Source organism: Nocardiopsis sp. iso_186 (assembly GCF_056173365.1).
Map to the genome: position 1 here is coordinate 3,469,859 of NZ_CM149670.1, position 14,850 is coordinate 3,484,708.

General features: G+C 69.4%; 13 protein-coding genes and 1 riboswitch. Of the genes, 2 read left to right on the forward strand and 11 right to left on the reverse strand.

The window, feature by feature from the left end:
- Positions 1-48: 48 nt before the first annotated feature.
- Both AC0VYP_RS15195 and AC0VYP_RS15200 read right to left on the reverse strand, forming a co-directional pair.
- Complete coding sequence (locus AC0VYP_RS15195; protein ID WP_285756672.1) at positions 49-411, reverse strand: GntR family transcriptional regulator; 363 nt, start codon at positions 409-411, stop codon at positions 49-51.
- Between the two features lie 13 nt (positions 412-424).
- On the reverse strand, positions 425-823 hold the full coding sequence (locus AC0VYP_RS15200) for a hypothetical protein (RefSeq protein WP_285756673.1): 399 nt from the start codon (positions 821-823) through the stop codon (positions 425-427).
- 114 nt (positions 824-937) lie between these two features.
- On the opposite strand from AC0VYP_RS15200, the gene AC0VYP_RS15205 reads away from it, so the two are divergent.
- Positions 938-1,588, forward strand: a complete 651-nt coding sequence (locus AC0VYP_RS15205; protein ID WP_475470329.1) for a TetR/AcrR family transcriptional regulator C-terminal domain-containing protein — start codon at positions 938-940, stop codon at positions 1,586-1,588.
- A 102-nt stretch (positions 1,589-1,690) separates the two neighbouring features.
- Here AC0VYP_RS15205 and AC0VYP_RS15210 read toward each other — a convergent pair whose 3' ends face one another.
- The 3 genes from AC0VYP_RS15210 to AC0VYP_RS15220 all read right to left on the reverse strand — a co-directional run bounded on the left by AC0VYP_RS15210 (position 1,691) and on the right by AC0VYP_RS15220 (position 4,411).
- A complete protein-coding gene (locus AC0VYP_RS15210; RefSeq protein ID WP_475470330.1) occupies positions 1,691-2,431 on the reverse strand; it encodes a Clp protease N-terminal domain-containing protein in 741 nt (246 codons plus the stop codon).
- Positions 2,432-2,504: 73 nt separating this feature from the next.
- On the reverse strand, positions 2,505-3,149 hold the full coding sequence (locus tag AC0VYP_RS15215) for a response regulator (protein WP_475470331.1): 645 nt from the start codon (positions 3,147-3,149) through the stop codon (positions 2,505-2,507).
- On the reverse strand, positions 3,146-4,411 hold the full coding sequence (locus AC0VYP_RS15220) for a sensor histidine kinase (protein ID WP_475470333.1): 1,266 nt from the start codon (positions 4,409-4,411) through the stop codon (positions 3,146-3,148). Before AC0VYP_RS15220 ends, AC0VYP_RS15215 begins: the two co-directional genes overlap by 4 nt.
- 119 nt (positions 4,412-4,530) lie before the next feature.
- Between AC0VYP_RS15220 and AC0VYP_RS15225 the strand changes: the two genes are divergently transcribed.
- Positions 4,531-5,118 (forward strand): hypothetical protein, encoded by a 588-nt coding sequence (locus tag AC0VYP_RS15225; protein ID WP_285756678.1) that lies wholly within the window; start codon positions 4,531-4,533, stop codon positions 5,116-5,118.
- A gap of 138 nt (positions 5,119-5,256) precedes the next feature.
- Here AC0VYP_RS15225 and AC0VYP_RS15230 read toward each other — a convergent pair whose 3' ends face one another.
- The 6 genes from AC0VYP_RS15230 to AC0VYP_RS15255 all read right to left on the reverse strand — a co-directional run bounded on the left by AC0VYP_RS15230 (position 5,257) and on the right by AC0VYP_RS15255 (position 14,805).
- A complete protein-coding gene (locus AC0VYP_RS15230; RefSeq protein WP_475470335.1) occupies positions 5,257-6,402 on the reverse strand; it encodes a tetratricopeptide repeat protein in 1,146 nt (381 codons plus the stop codon).
- A 207-nt stretch (positions 6,403-6,609) separates the two neighbouring features.
- Complete coding sequence (gene gcvP / locus AC0VYP_RS15235) at positions 6,610-9,489, reverse strand: aminomethyl-transferring glycine dehydrogenase (RefSeq protein ID WP_475470336.1); 2,880 nt, start codon at positions 9,487-9,489, stop codon at positions 6,610-6,612.
- Between the two features lie 103 nt (positions 9,490-9,592).
- Positions 9,593-9,684, reverse strand: a riboswitch (glycine riboswitch).
- A gap of 176 nt (positions 9,685-9,860) precedes the next feature.
- Positions 9,861-10,469, reverse strand: a complete 609-nt coding sequence (locus AC0VYP_RS15240) for a MerR family transcriptional regulator (protein ID WP_285756681.1) — start codon at positions 10,467-10,469, stop codon at positions 9,861-9,863.
- 242 nt (positions 10,470-10,711) lie between these two features.
- On the reverse strand, positions 10,712-11,182 hold the full coding sequence (locus tag AC0VYP_RS15245) for a bifunctional nuclease family protein (RefSeq protein ID WP_285756682.1): 471 nt from the start codon (positions 11,180-11,182) through the stop codon (positions 10,712-10,714).
- Positions 11,183-11,477: 295 nt separating this feature from the next.
- On the reverse strand, positions 11,478-12,008 hold the full coding sequence (locus AC0VYP_RS15250; protein ID WP_285756683.1) for an FHA domain-containing protein: 531 nt from the start codon (positions 12,006-12,008) through the stop codon (positions 11,478-11,480).
- Between the two features lie 298 nt (positions 12,009-12,306).
- Entirely contained in the window at positions 12,307-14,805 is a 2,499-nt protein-coding gene (locus AC0VYP_RS15255) for a sugar phosphate nucleotidyltransferase (RefSeq protein WP_475470339.1), read from the reverse strand.
- Between the last annotated feature and the right edge of the window lie 45 nt (positions 14,806-14,850).

Sequence of the window (14,850 nt, forward strand, 5' to 3'; positions counted from 1 at the left end):
AGAGGGGTGTTTCGCACCGCGCAGGCGATTGCGAGACACCCGCTGCCTTCAGCTGCGCAGGGCCGCCCTGGCGATCTCCACCGCCTCGTCAACGTCGATCCCCAACCCGGAGACGACCTCGGCGTAACGGCGGGCCGCGGCCAGCGCCTCCTCACGCTGGCGGTCTCCCCCCGCCGCGACGAACGTCCCCGAACGTCCGCGGGTCTGCACCACCCCGGCCTGTTCCAGCTCGCGATAGGCGCGGGCAACCGTGTTGACGGCCACCGCAAGCTCTCCGGCCAGGGCGCGCACCGTGGGCAGCTTGTGGCCGACGGGCAGCTCCCCGCTGGCCGCGGCGTGCGCCACGGCCGTGCGGATCTGCTCGTAGGGCGGGACCCTGGACGACTGGTCGATACGCACGAAGTCCGTCATCGTGGTTCTCCGGTCACACCGCCGCTGCGGGAGTGCGCGGAACCAGCTCGATACCGTGCAACCGGTGCGTCTCCCGCAATGTCAGCAGCCGCTCGGCGAGGTCGGTGGCTTCCTTGACGTCGGGTCGGGCCAGCCTGCGCCGACGGTACAGCCGGTCCTCATGTCCACGCGCACCGACCAGCTCGCGCTGGCGGGCATAGGCCGCACGCATGGCATCGGTGAGGGCGACGTCGTAGGCCACCCCCAGACGATTCAGCTCCACGACGTCGGCATCGGCGCGGCGCGCTGCCTCCAGCTCGTCGCCGGTCTGCTGCGCCGTCTCCAACAGCCCGGGCAGCCGCCCGGCGTTCTCGACGTCCTCGGCGTGCAACTCGCGCGCTTTCGAACCGGCCTTGCGACTGCCCAGCACCATCTCGGCTCCTCGTGTCGGGTCGATAGGACAACTCTAGAGGTGTGACGTAAGAGACGCGCGAGCGGCCACGCGTCAACGCCCGTCAACTTTACAAAGTAAGTCTAGGATGGCGGGGTGAGCCGAAACAATGCCGGCCTCAGCGCCGAACGCATCATCATCGAAGCACTGCGCATCATCGACGGGATGGGCCTTCGCAATCTCACCATGCGGCGGCTAGGCGACGCACTGGAGGTGGAGGCCATGGCGATCTACCACCACTTCCCATTGGGCAAGGAACAGCTGTTCGGCGCCATCGTGGAACACATCAGCGACCCCCAGCGCCCTGCCGAGCCGACCGACGGCTTCGACGACGAGGACGACGAGCCGCCGCAGGAGCCTCACCACTGGTACGACCGGCTGCGCGACTGGGCGCACGCCTACCGCGCCGCACTGCTGCGCCACGCCGGAGCGCTACCGCTGATCATCCACCGCCGCCCCGACACCGCGGTCGCACTGCACTCGGCGGAACTGCACTACGCCGCCTTTGCCGAGGCCGGCCTGACCCCCGCAGCGGTACCCGCTGCGGCGGCCTCGCTGGACGCCTACGTCGTCGGATCGGTCGTGCACCAGGTGCGCGACGAGGGGCTGGCCAGCCGCGAACCGGCCGTCATCGACTCCCGGTTCCCCACCGTGGCCGCCCTGCGCTCAACCGGCCCCGACCACGACGGCGCGTTCGACCTGGGCCTGACTGCGCTGCTGCGCGGCCTGACCGGCTTCTCCGGCTAGACCGGAGCACAGGGGCGAAGCAGCGCAAAGAGATCGGGAGAGGGGGAGCTTGTCGGCCGCCCCTCTCCCGACCGCCACGGCCCCGTTGTTGCCGTGTCGCGGTCAGTCGTCCTGCTGCGCGGCAGCAGCGGCGGCAACTGCACGGATGACGACCACTTCCGCTGCGGCCTTGTCCACACCGAGAGCACCGAGCCCACCGGAGCCGTCACCGACCTCCAGCAGCGCGAGCAGGATGTGCTCGGTCCCGACGGCGTTGTGCCCCAGGCGCAGGGCCTCGCGGAACGTGAGTTCCAGGACCTTTCGCGCCCCCGCGTCATAGGGGATCAGGTCGGGAACCTGTTCGACCGCCGCGGGGAGCTCGGCGGCGATTGCCCGGCGAACGGCCTCCAGCCCCACTCCTTGGGCGACGATCGCCCTGGCACCGATCCCGTCGGGCGCGGCCAGGAGGCCCAGTGCCAGATGCCCGGGGCCGATCTCGTTGTTGCCCGCCGCACGGGCCTCGTTCTGTGCCGCCATCACCACGTTCTTCGCCCGCTCGGTGAACCGGTTGAACCCCTGACGGGGATCGAGGTCGGACGGCGTCCCGGGGTCCTTGGCGACGAAGCGTTTCTGAGCCGCCTGCTTGGTGACCCCCATGCTGCGACCGATTTCGGTCCAGGAGGCGCCCGAGCGCCGCGCCTGGTCCACGAAATGGCCGATCAGGTGGTCGGCGATGTCTCCGAGGTGGTCGGCAGCGACGACCGCGCCGGAGAGCTGGTCGAGCTCATCGGGATGTGCGTTCTTGATGGCCTCGATCAGGTCGTCGAGGCGGACCGGGTTGGTCATGCGAACTGGATTCGTCATGCGTCAACCATAGGTTGACGCATGTATTTCGTCAACCAAAAGTTGACGATTGGTGGGGTGGATCCCGGCTCGCTCAGCGGAGCCCCCGTTCCTGGGCCAGGATCGCGGCCTGCACCCGGCTGCGCAGGTCGAGTTTGGCCAGGATGCGGCTGACATGGGTCTTGGTGGTGGTCTCGGTGATCAGCAACCGCCGCGCGATCTGGGAATTGGACAGCCCCTGCCCCACGCACACCAGCACCTCGCGCTCCCGCGAGGTCAACACGGCGAAGGCGTCGTCCTCGGCGGCGGAACGCGCCGACGGGCGAGTCGCAGCGAACTCACCGATGAGGCTCCTGGTCACCGCGGGAGCGATCACCCCCTCCCCCCGCGCGACCGTGCGCACCGCCGCGATGAGTCCGTCGGCCTCGACGTCCTTGAGGAGAAAACCGGCAGCCCCGGCGCGCAGCGCGCCGAACACGTACTCGTTGACGTCGAAGGTGGTCAGAACGAGCACGTTGACACCGGTTCCGGCCAGTTCCCGGGTGGCGGTGATCCCGTCCTTGCGGGGCATTCGCACGTCCATCAGCACCACGTCGGGACGCAGCCGCAATGCGTGCTCGACCGCCTCTTGCCCGTCGGCGGCCTCGGCCACCACCTCGATGTCGGCGACGGATTCCAAGATCATCACCAGTCCCGAACGGACCGCCCACTGGTCCTCGGCCACCACCACCCTGATCAACTCCGCTCCCCTCCCGTTGACGTGTTGACCGGCCCGAGCGGCAGCTCCGCGCGCACCGCCCACTCCCCCGCACCGTTGGGACCGGCGGTGAACACCCCGTCCAGCAGGGCGACCCGCTCGCGCATTCCGGCCAGCCCGGCCCCGGCCCCCAGCCCCTCGCGCCAGCGCGACGGGGCGTGCGGGTCGTAGCCGTTGACCACCCCGATGCGCAGCACGGGCGAGCGTTGCCCGCCGACCAGGTGCACTTCCACGCGCGCCAGTTGCGGACGGGCATACCGCAGGGCGTTGGTCAGCGACTCCTGCACGATCCGGTAAGCAGTGGTGTCCACCTTGGCGGACAGTTCCCCGTCGGGGACCGGCCCGACCAGCTCCACCGCCATCCCCGCGTCCCTCGCTCCTGCCACCAGACGCCCGATCTCGCGCAGACGGGGGGTCACCCGCTCCAGTCCGGTCCGGCCGTCAGCACGCAGCACCCCGATCATCTGCCGCATCTCCGTCAGTCCTCGCACACTGCTGTCGCGCACCACCTCCAGCACGCCGCGCACCCGTTCGGGGTCGAATTCGCGCAGGGACAGCGCTGCGGTGGACTGCACCGCGATGGCGCTGAGGTGGTTGGCAACGATGTCGTGTAGCTCGCGGGCCATCCGACCGCGCTCTTCGGCGACGGCATTGGCCCGGTCCAGCTCCGCCAGGCGCGCGATCTGTCCGGCACGCTGACGCTCCAGCTCCGCGCGCATCCGGTGCTCCCGGATGGTCAGACCACTGATCATGGGGACGTGGAACATCACCACATAGAGGCCGGCGGTCTGCAGCAGGCCGAGCGGCCCTCCCGGGTAGTATCCGCCGGCCACAGAAAAGACCCCGGTCACGAACAGGAGCAGACCGAGCACGGTGAACACCGCGAACGACCAATAGGCCAACCTCCGCCGGCCCCACGCCGCGATCGCGTACAACAGATCCCCGTAGGTGATGAGCACCCAGACCGATGGCCCCAGCAGTACCAGGTCCACCAGCACCACGACCGTGCCGACCGCCAGTCCCACTCCCGGAGCGGTCCGGCGCAGCAACAGGGCGGCGCAGACGACGACCAGCGGCACCAGCAACCAGACCGGCTGGGGCCACGGACGGGCCGCGTAGGCGCCCAGACTCCACAGCACCAGTCCCATGATCAGGTGGGTCACCGCCCACAGGGTGCTGCCCAGGTACAGGCGTCCCCAGAGGATCCGCCGATCGACCAGCTGCCGCCAGGATCCGTCACGCATACCCCCATCACAGCACGTCGGTCCTCTGTGCGCGTCCATCGAAAGAAGGAGCGGATCGTCCTCCCCTCGGCCGATGCCCCTTCCCGGGCGGGTGAGCACAGTGGTGGGACCGACGAGTGATGGGAGACGCCGTGGTCGTGGCCGCGATCGTGATCTGCGAGGCGCTGTTCTGGGTGCTGGTGCTCGGCGGACTCGCCACGCGCTACCTGCTGCGGATGCGCGTGCTGAGCGCCGCCCTGTTCCTGCTGGTTCCGGTGCTGGACGTACTTCTGCTGTCGGTCATCACGGTGCACCTGGCCAAGGGGGCCACCGCCGAGTGGAGCCACGGCGTGGGCGTGCTGTACCTGGGGTTCACCGTGGCGTACGGGCACAGCGTGATCGCCTGGGCCGACGTGCGCTTCGCGCACCGTTTCGCCGGCGGCCCGGCTCCGACGAAGGCCCCCCGCAAGGGAGCGGCGCGCGTTCGCCACGAAGCCGTGGCCTGGGCCCGTGGTTCGGTGGCCGCCGCGATCGGGGCGGGCGTACTGTGGGCGATGATCTGGTTCGTCGGCGATCCCGAACGCGTTCAGGCGCTGTCGGGTTTCTACGCGCCGCTCTCGATCTTCATGCTGGTCAACACGATCATTGCAGGGTGGGGAATCGCGAAGGGCGTGCTCTCGCTCGGCGACGGCACCGCGGCCGAGGAGACAGAACGCGTGAGAACCTGAGCGAAGGCACGCCGTCGGTCGCCGGATCGGACGCCAATGCCCGCCCCTCTCCCGGGGCGCGACCACCGAACTACGCGCCGACCGGCTCTCCAGGGGCGTACTGGCCGTTTCCCCGGGCGGGGCAACCGGAGAGCTGCGCTAGTCGGGCCAGCCCGGGGGCAGGACGTCACCACCGGTCGCCCGGCGCAACCGCTCACGGAAATCGTCGTGCAGGGCACGGCCCCACACGTACTCGCCGGGTGCTCGGACCGCCTGCTCCACAACGGCGCGCAGCGCAGCCGCCCGGGCCTCGCCGCTGGCATGGGGCAGCGCCAAGTGGCTGTAGAGCTGGTCGAGTGCCAGGAAGAGCTCCCCCGCGAGCATGGGCACACTGTCCTGGGCGACCGCCGCCTCCAGGTAGGGGTCCCACCAGGACGGAGCGGGCTCGGTGTCGGCGTCCTCGGCGTCGGGCACGAGGAAACCGCGGCGCAGCCGGGTGCGTACCTCGGCTGCCACGGAAGGATCACGGTGGTCCAGCCCCTCCTCCCATGCGGTCGCGGAGGTGTCGGCGTCACCGCGTACCGCCAGGAGGCGGGCCAGAAGTTCGTAGGCGACACCGGTGTCCATCGGGTCGAGCCCGCCGGGTCCCCCTGCCGTGGCGGCACCGAACTCGGCGATCGCACGCTCGACGTGCACCGCACCCAGCAGGACGCGCAGGGCCGGGTCCTCCTGCGCCGCGAGCCCCCGGGCGATGACCTCTTCGGCCCGCGTCACCGCGCCGCGCGCCAGGAGCCCGCGTGCGTAGTCGTGAGCGGTGGCGGCCACCACGGCGGCGTCCTGCCCCTCCAGCGCCAACTGCCAGTGTTGGTCTGCTCCCTGCTCGTCACCGCGCTCCTCGGCCAGCCGCGCGAGTCCGCGATGGGCGGCCTGGAGGTAGCGCTCGTTGTCGAAGGCCAGGACCTGTCGCCAGGCCGCGGCCTCCTCGGCTGCCGCGCCGGCGCGTTCGTGGAGGAGCGCCAGGTGGTAGGCGGCGCGCGGACCGAATTCGGGGTGGCCGGTGGCCACCGCATTCTCATCCGCGCGGCGCGCGGCAGCAGGATCGCCGAGTTGTTCGTGCACCACGGCCAGTCCGAGGGACGCCTGGGCCCGGCGGGACGGCCCGGCCTCGGCGGCGACCCGTTCGTAGATCGCGGCGGCGCGGCGCAGGTGGCCGGCCTCGGCGAGGTCGCGAGCCTGGTCGCACAGGCTCGCGAAGTCGGAATCTCCTGCGTCGGAATCCAGGGGGGTGCCGGACATGGCGGTCATGATTCGCTTTCCACGCAGGGGGTTGAGTGGCTCGGTTGGGAGCCTAACCGCTGTGTCCGCCGCAGAGAACAGGACAGGCCTGTCCGCGGGAAGATCGACGCGACAAATCCGCCGTCTTTACGTTGTAGATCATTGAAAGGCGGTGTCGATCGGATCGCGGTGGCGACGGCACCGTCGGAACGGGCTGCCGCCACCGCGCCGCAGCGGTTACTCCTCGAACGCCTCGGGCGGCGGGCAGGAGCAGACCAGGTTCCGGTCGCCGAACGCCTGGTCGATACGCGCCACCGGGACCCAGTACTTGGACCGGCGCAGCGAGGGCACCGGGTAGGCGGCCTCTGACCGGCTGTAGGCGTGCTTCCAGTCGTCGGCGGTCAGCGCCTCCGCGGTGTGCGGGGCGTTCTTGAGCGGATTGTCCTCCCGCTCGTATGAGCCGTCGGCGACCCGGTCGATCTCGGCGCGGATCGCGACCATCGCGTTGACGAAGCGGTCCAGCTCTGCCAGGTCCTCGCTCTCCGTGGGTTCGATCATCAGGGTGCCGGCCACCGGGAAGGACATCGTGGGGGCGTGGAACCCGTAGTCGATGAGCCGCTTGGTGAGGTCGTCGTTGGAGATACCGGTCGCCTTCTGCAGACCGCGGATGTCGATGATGCACTCGTGGGCCACGAGGCCGTCGGTACCCGCGTACAGCACCGGGTAGTGGGGGGCCAGCCGCTTGGCGACGTAGTTGGCGGCCAGCACCGCGGTCTCGGTGGCCGCGCGCAGCCCCTCCTCCCCCATCATCCGGATGTAGGCCCAGGAAATCGGCAGGATGCCCGCCGAACCGAACGGGGCGGCCGAGACCGGGCCGACGCCGGTGTAGGGGCCCGCCTCGGACTGGGCGGGGTGGTTGGGCAGGAAGTCGGCGAGGTGCGCGCGCACCGCCACCGGACCGACCCCCGGGCCTCCGCCGCCGTGCGGGATACAGAAGGTCTTGTGCAGGTTGAGGTGGCTGACGTCGGCGCCGAACTCGCCCGGCTTGGCCCAGCCGACGAGGGCGTTGAGGTTGGCGCCGTCCACGTATACCTGGCCGCCGCCCTCGTGCACCAGACGGCACACCTCGGTGATGGTGTCCTCGTACACGCCGTGCGTGGACGGATAGGTCACCATGATCGCCGCCAGCGCGTCACCGGTCTTGGCGATCTTGGCGCGCAGGTCGTCGAGGTCGATGTTGCCGCCCTCGTCGCAGGCGACCACGGTGACGCGCATGCCCGCCATGATGGCGCTGGCGGCATTGGTGCCGTGCGCGGAGCTGGGGATCAGGCAGACCTCGCGTGCGGCGTCACCACGGGAGCGGTGGTACTCCCGAATGGCCAGCAGGCCGGCGAGCTCCCCCTGCGAACCCGCGTTGGGCTGCAGGGACACCGCGTCGTAGCCGGTGACCTCGGCCAACCACGTCTCCAGGTCGCGCACGACGCGCACCAGGCCGGCCGCCTGCTCCAGCGGCGCGAAGGGGTGCAGACCGGCGAACTCCGGCCAGGTCACGGCTTCCATCTCGGCCGTGGCGTTGAGCTTCATGGTGCACGAGCCCAGGGGGATCATCGTGCGGTCCAGGGCCAGGTCCTTGTCGGCCAGTCGGCGCATGTAGCGCAGCAGCGAGGTCTCGCTGCGGTGGGTGTTGAACACGGGATGGGCGAGGTAGTTGACCTCCCTGGCCAGCGCGGCGGGCAGCACCGGGGCCGCCGGGGCCGCGTCGTTGGGCACTCTGGCCCCGAACGCGTTCAGTACCAGGGCGACGTGTCCGGAGGTGGTGGTCTCGTCGCAGGAGATGCCCACGGTGTCGGCGTCCACCCGGAACAGGTTGACGCCCGCCTCGCGGGCGGCCTCGACGACGGCGTCGGCCCGGCCGGGAACGCGCACCCGCAGGGTGTCGAAGAAGGAGTCGGTGAGCACCTCGACCCCGGCGGAACGCAGTCCGGCCGCCAGCAGGACGGCCCGACCGTGGACACGCTCGGCGATTGCCCGCAGTCCCCGGGGGCCGTGGTAGACGGCGTACATCCCGGCCATGTTGGCCAGCAGCACTTGGGCGGTGCAGATGTTGCTGGTGGCCTTCTCGCGACGGATGTGCTGTTCGCGGGTCTGCAGGGCCAGGCGGTAGGCAGGGTTGCCCGCGGCGTCCACCGACACTCCGACCAGACGGCCGGGAAGCTGGCGCTGGAGTCCTTCGCGAACCGACATGTAGCCGGCGTGCGGACCACCGAAGCCCATGGGAACGCCGAAGCGCTGTGTAGAGCCGACCGCGATGTCCGCGCCCAGCCCACCGGGCGAGGTCAGCACGGTGAGAGCCAGGATGTCGGCCGCGACCACGGCCAGCGCGCCGCGCTCGTGGGCGGCTTCGATGAGCGGCCGGGGGTCGCGGACCTCGCCGGAGGCAGCCGGGTACTGCACGAGCACACCGAAGATGTCGCCTTCGGGCAGACCGTCGGACAGATCGGCGACCACGACGTCGATTCCCAGCGGCTCGGCACGGGTCCGCAGCACCGCAAGGGTCTGACCGAAGACGTTGGAGTTGACGACGAAACTGGCGCTCTTGCTCTTGGTGGCGCGCCGGGCCAGCGTCATGGCCTCCGCGGCTGCGGTCGCCTCGTCCAGGAGGGAGGCGCCGGAGACCGGCAGGCCGGTGAGGTCGGCAACCATGGTCTGGAAGTTGAGCAGTGCCTCGAGGCGGCCCTGGGAGATCTCGGGCTGGTAGGGCGTATAAGCGGTGTACCAGGCCGGGTTCTCCATGATGTTGCGCAGGATGACCGGGGGGACGACGGTGTCGTAGTAGCCCTGGCCGATCATCGAGACGAGTACCTGGTTGGTGTCGGCCAGCGCGCGCAGTTCGGCCAGCGCCTCGGTCTCGCTGGCGGGCTCGGGCAGGCCCAGGGCGGCCGGCGCTCCGGGAGCGCTCAGGATGCTGCTGGGGACGGCAGCGGCCATCAGCTCCGCGGTGGAGCCGTACCCCACCGCCTCCAGCATGACCGCGCGCTCGACCTCGTCGGGGCCGATGTGGCGGTCGGCGAAGACGGTGGCGGGAGCGCGGTACGCGGGGACGTGCTGATCCGGCATGGAGACCTCCTGGTCGCTGGGCCGACGAGCGGCTTGCTCCTGGTCTCCCCCTCTGTCACCCACGGTGACCGCGGGCGCGCCGCGGGCGTGGTGCTCCAGAGTGCCTATCCACACGGTCCTTGGTGCCTGAGAGGTTAGCTGGGGAGTCTTGCCCCGTCGGCGCCCCGTGGTCGGGGTCTCTCCCGTGCGGTATCAACGGCTGTTCGTACTGAAACTGTGGCGTACTCTGCCATAGCCATCGTACTGACCGTGCTATCGGGCCCGTGCCCGCGGTGGCGAGAAGCGGGTCACACGCCCGGCCCCGCCGGAAACCCGGTTGCGCGTCGCTTGGCCCCCGGATCCGCGCCGGAAGTCGCCGGCGCGGTTGCGGATCAGCCGGTGCGGCGCTCGCGGCGCCGACGGGCCAGCTCGTCGCCGGGATGGGGGTCCGCCGACCGCGCGTCGGCCGCCGACAGGTTCTCGCCCTGGAGTTCGCTCAGGCTTCCTTCCAGTTCACGCCAGACACGCCCCAACGCGATGCCGAACACGCCCTGTCCGCCCTGGAGCAGGTCCACGACCTCGTTGGGCGAGGTGCACTCGTAGACGCTGACCCCGTCGCTCATGAGGGTGACCTGGGCGAGATCGGCGATGTTGCGGTGGCGCAGGTGGTCCACCGCCGTACGAATCTGCTGGAGCGAGATCCCGGTGTCCAAGAGGCGTTTGACCACCTTGAGGACAAGGATGTCGCGGAAGCTGTACAGGCGCTGGCCGACCGTGTCCTCGGACACGCTGACGCTGGGCTCGACCAGCCGGGTTCTCGCCCAGTAATCGAGCTGACGGTACGTGATACCCGCGGCCGCACAGGCCGCGGGTCCACGGTATCCGACGTCCATTGGCAGCCCCACTACGTCCTGTTCGCACAGCAGGCCCTGCTCACCGGCCAACCGCACGGCTGACCGCCTGTGGTCGGAGGCTTGCTGCTTGCCGCTGATAACCGCCACGCCGAACCTCCGGCTCCTCGACCTGCGGCGGTTTGACAAGGGGAGATAACGCGAGACGCCGCAGGTTGCTTCAACAGTGACGGTAAGCCGGTGGCATGGACAGCGTCAACGACAGCCCTCGGCGCGTCGCGCTTCACGTTCTTTCGTCCGGGTCGCATCCCGGGGAACGACCGGCTCGCCGAAGCACCGCGGAATGGTCGTCCTCCGCGGTGTCTGACGGGCCAACGCGGTGTCACGGCTGCCTACGTGGTCCGGCCGAAGTCCTCGGGAGTGATGTTGTCGAGGAACTCCCGGAAGCGCTCGACCTCGTCTTCCTGCTCATCGGGGATCGGCACTCCGGCCTCCTCGATGACGTCGTCACGGGCATAGATCGGCGTACCCGTGCGCAACGCCAGCGCGATGGAGTCGGAGGGGCGGGCGCTGACCTCCACACCGTTGGAGAACACCAGGTCGGCGTAGAAGATCCCGTTCTCCAGGGCCGTGATGTTGACCGTGGTCAACGTGGCGTCCAACGCGTCCAGGACATCGCGGAACAGGTCGTGGGTGAGGGGACGGGCAGGCTTGACGCCCTGCTGCGCAAGAGCGATCGCGGTGGCTTCCACCGCGCCGATCCAGATGGGGAGGTAGCGCTCCCCATCGGTCTCCTTGAGTAGGACAATCGGTTGGTTGGCGGGCATCTCGACCCGGACGCCGACGACCTCCATGTGCTTCACTGCGGCTCCGTCCCACGACTCGTCGCGTTCGGAGGGACACACACCCCAGGGTGCGCTCTGCTCCGTCTTTCACGGTACACCGCCGAGATCCGCACGAACCGTCCAGGGCGGGACATGGTGGCCCCCGCTCCCCCGACGCGCAGTTGCCCGGAGCCGGGAACTGTGGTTGGCACCCCGACACACGCGCACTCGGCAGCGGTCTTCCCTAGAAGGTTGTCCGAGTTGGGAGAGGTGCAAACCTGTGATCCGGGTGGGGCCGGAAATGCCTCCGCCCCCACCCGTTCGTGTGCGCGACTCAGCCCCGTCGCGGGTTGGTCAGCAGGACCAGGCGGAACTTGCCGATCTGGACCTCGTCGCCACCGCCGAGCTCGGCCTCGTCGATGCGCTCACGGTTGACGTAGGTGCCGTTGAGGCTGCCGACGTCACGGACCCCGAAGGAACCACCGCGGCGATAGAACTCGACGTGCCGCCGCGAGACGGTCACGTCGTCGAGGAAGATGTCGCTGTTGGGGTGACGCCCCGCCGTGGTGACGTCCTTGTCCAGCAGGAAACGGCTTCCCGCGTTGGGACCTCGTTTGACGACGAGGAGCGCGGTGCCCGCCGGGAGCGCCTCCACGGCCGCGGGGTCGTGCCCCACCTCGTCCGCGCCGTCGCTCTCGGCTTCCAGCGCCTGGATGCCGGAGATGGAGATGGTGGACGTCGTCTCGCCGATGCGCTCGCGCGGTTGGTCTCCCCCGGACTTGTTGATGGGGGAACCGCAGTTAGAGCAGAAACGGGCATCGTCCGCAACGGCGTGACCGCACTGCGTGCAGTAAACGCTCGACATAGGTCGGCTCGGCCTCCTACCGCACGGGGCGGTCCTTGATTCGGCTGGTGATCAACAGGTTACGGCGGCGTCGTCCGCCGCACCGTCAGGCTTCATGCCTCACGTTCTCATCCCGCGCAATCGCCCCTTTTTCACCATCTCTTACACCAGGAGCACTCGACTCTAAACCATATCTGTGCGCTGTCCACACCTGCGCCGTCCTGGGGAGTTCCGCGGGTCGGACCGTACCGCGAGCGCGCGCCCGGCACGGCTTTCACCGGACGCGCGCCGGCCGGACGAGTACCCGCCCGGCCGCGGCCTAACCCTCGGCCCGTTCGACCACGGCCGCCCACTCCTCAAGCAACCGCTGGGCGGTGTCGGCATCGGGCCCCTCGGCCCACAGGTGCGTCACCGCCTCGGCGGTGTCGGGCAGGACAAGCGCCCAGGAACCGTCGGGCTCCAGGACCCTGACCCCGTCGGTGGTGTCGATCTCGCGGCCCTCCGCGGCCTCCACCACCTCACGCATCACGCTGCCCTTGACCGCCCAGGGGGTGGGCACCGAACGACGCAACAGGTGCGCCCGCGGGATACGGTCGTCGATCTGGCTGAGCGACAACTTGGTGCGGGCCACCAGGCCGACCAACCGGACGAACGCCGCGATCGCATCGGAGGTCCGGGAGAACTCCGGCAGGATGAACCCGCCCCGGCCGTCCGCAGCGAACACGATGTCATCGGCCATGGCGGCCTTGGTGAGCTCGTCGGTGGCCGTCGGGGTCCAGACCACGCCGACCCCGTGGAAGTTCGCCACCTTCTCGGCGACCCTGGTCGTGGTGACGGGCAACGCCACCTTTCCGCCGCGACGTTCCGCAGCTACCAGGTCGAGCACCACCAGCAGGGCCCGCTCGTTCTCCACGAGCTCGCCGTTGCCGTCCACGATGGACAGCCGCTCGGCCACAGGGTCGAAGCGCACCCCGAAGTCAGCACGCGAGGATCCCACCAGCTCGCCCAGCCGCTGGAGGTCGCGCATCTGTTTGGCCAGGGTGTCGGTGGGCGAGTCCTCGTCCAACCGGTTGTTGACGGTGAGGACCTCTGCTCCGATCCGCCCCAGCAGGGACGGCAGGATCAGCGAACCGGTTCCGCCGGCGCAGTCCACCACGACCTTGAGATCGGCCCCGTCCACACCGGAGGTGTCGATCCTGCGCAGCAGCTCATGGGTGTAGACCTCGACGTCGCGCGAGGGGAAGGAGAGCTCGGCGATCTCGCCCGGGAAGGCACGCCGGTACTCCTGCCGGGAGAACACCCGCTCCAGCTTGCGCTGGGCAGCCGGAGAGAGGTCGGCCCCCGTCTCGTCGAGGAACATGATGTCCACCGACTGCGGGTCCCCGGGGGTCGTGCGCAGCGAGATCCCGCCGCTGAGCCCCGACCGTGAGGTGTGGAAGCGCGCCACCGGCAGTGGCACCGCCTCCAGGTCCTCGACGTTGATGGCCCCTGCCGTGAGAGCGCTGATCACGGCCCGCTTGAACGTCCGCGCGGCCCGAGAGGCGTCCCGGGAGGTGGTGACCACCGCGCCCTTCTTCAGCGTGGTGGCGTAGGCGCTGGCCAACTGAACGGCGAGTTCGGGGGTGATCTCGACGTTGATGAGGCCGGACACGCCACGGGGCCCGAACAGCGATCGTTGCCCTTTGGACTCCCAGATGACGTTGGCGTTGACGACCGCGCCGGCCTCGATCGTCTTGAACGGGTACACCTTGATGTTGTTGGCGAGATACGCCTCGGACTCGATGACGCACTCTTCACCGACGACCGTGCCCTCTTCGACACGAGCACCGGTCATGATGTCGGTGTTCTTGCCGATGACACAGCCGCGCAGGTGGGTGCCGGTGCCCACGTAGACGTTGTCGTGCACCACTGCGCGGTGCAGGAACGCCTCGGAGCGCACGACGACGTTGCTGCCGAGCACGGTGTACTCGCGCAGCTCCGCGCCTGCTTCCACCTTGGCGTAGTCGCCGATGTAGAGCGGGCCCTTGAGGACGGCGTCCGCGTTGACCTCCGCACCCTCCGCGACCCAGATGCCCGGGGACATCTCGAAACCGTCGATCTCCACGTCAACCTTGCCCGAGAGCACGTCGGCCTGGGCGCTCAGATAGCTCTCGTGGGTGCCCACGTCCTCCCAGTAGCCCTCGGCGATGTAGCCGTAGAGCGGGGCGCCGGCCTCAAGGAGCTTGGGGAAGACATCGGAGGACCAGTCAACGTTCTCGCCCGCGGCGAACTGGTCGAGAACCTCGGGTTCCATGATGTAGATGCCGGTGTTGACGGTGTCGGAGAAGACCTGGCCCCAGGTCGGCTTCTCCAGGAACCGCTGGATGCGGCCCGCGTCGTCAACGATGATGATGCCGAACTCCAGCGGATTGGCCACCCGCTTGAGCCCGATGGTGACCATCGCGCCGTTCTCACGGTGGAAGCGCACCATGTCGGTGAGGTCGATGTCGGTGAGCGCATCGCCGGAGATGACGATGAACGGTTCACCGCGCAGGTGTTCCTCGGCGTTCTTGACACTGCCTGCGGTGCCGAGCGGGACCTCTTCGGCGACGTAGCGCAGGTTCATTCCCAGTTCTTCGCCGTCACCGAAGTAGTTCCGGATCAGGGTGGCGAGGAACTGCACGGTGACGACGGTGTCGTCGAATCCGTGCCGTTTCAGCAACCGGAGAACGTGCTCCATGATCGGTCGGTTGACGACCGGAAGGAGCGGTTTGGGTTGGTTCGCGGTCATCGGGCGCAGGCGTGTGCCCTCTCCGCCGGCCATGACAACGGCCTTCATCGCGGCCACCTCCGGGCCCCGGTCAACATGCGGCGAGACGCCCTA

What these genes read in the sequence shown, in the direction of transcription:
- AC0VYP_RS15195 (WP_285756672.1), bottom strand. Translation starts at nt 411, where the DNA reads ATGACGGACTTCGTGCGTATCGACCAGTCGTCCAGGGTCCCGCCCTAC.
- AC0VYP_RS15200 (WP_285756673.1), bottom strand. Translation starts at nt 823, where the DNA reads ATGGTGCTGGGCAGTCGCAAGGCCGGTTCGAAAGCGCGCGAGTTGCAC.
- AC0VYP_RS15210 (WP_475470330.1), bottom strand. Translation starts at nt 2,431, where the DNA reads ATGACGAATCCAGTTCGCATGACCAACCCGGTCCGCCTCGACGACCTG.
- AC0VYP_RS15220 (WP_475470333.1), bottom strand. Translation starts at nt 4,411, where the DNA reads ATGCGTGACGGATCCTGGCGGCAGCTGGTCGATCGGCGGATCCTCTGG.
- AC0VYP_RS15225 (WP_285756678.1), top strand. Translation starts at nt 4,531, where the DNA reads ATGGGAGACGCCGTGGTCGTGGCCGCGATCGTGATCTGCGAGGCGCTG.
- AC0VYP_RS15230 (WP_475470335.1), bottom strand. Translation starts at nt 6,402, where the DNA reads ATGACCGCCATGTCCGGCACCCCCCTGGATTCCGACGCAGGAGATTCC.
- gcvP (WP_475470336.1), bottom strand. Translation starts at nt 9,489, where the DNA reads ATGCCGGATCAGCACGTCCCCGCGTACCGCGCTCCCGCCACCGTCTTC.
- AC0VYP_RS15250 (WP_285756683.1), bottom strand. Translation starts at nt 12,008, where the DNA reads ATGTCGAGCGTTTACTGCACGCAGTGCGGTCACGCCGTTGCGGACGAT.
- AC0VYP_RS15255 (WP_475470339.1), bottom strand. Translation starts at nt 14,805, where the DNA reads ATGAAGGCCGTTGTCATGGCCGGCGGAGAGGGCACACGCCTGCGCCCG.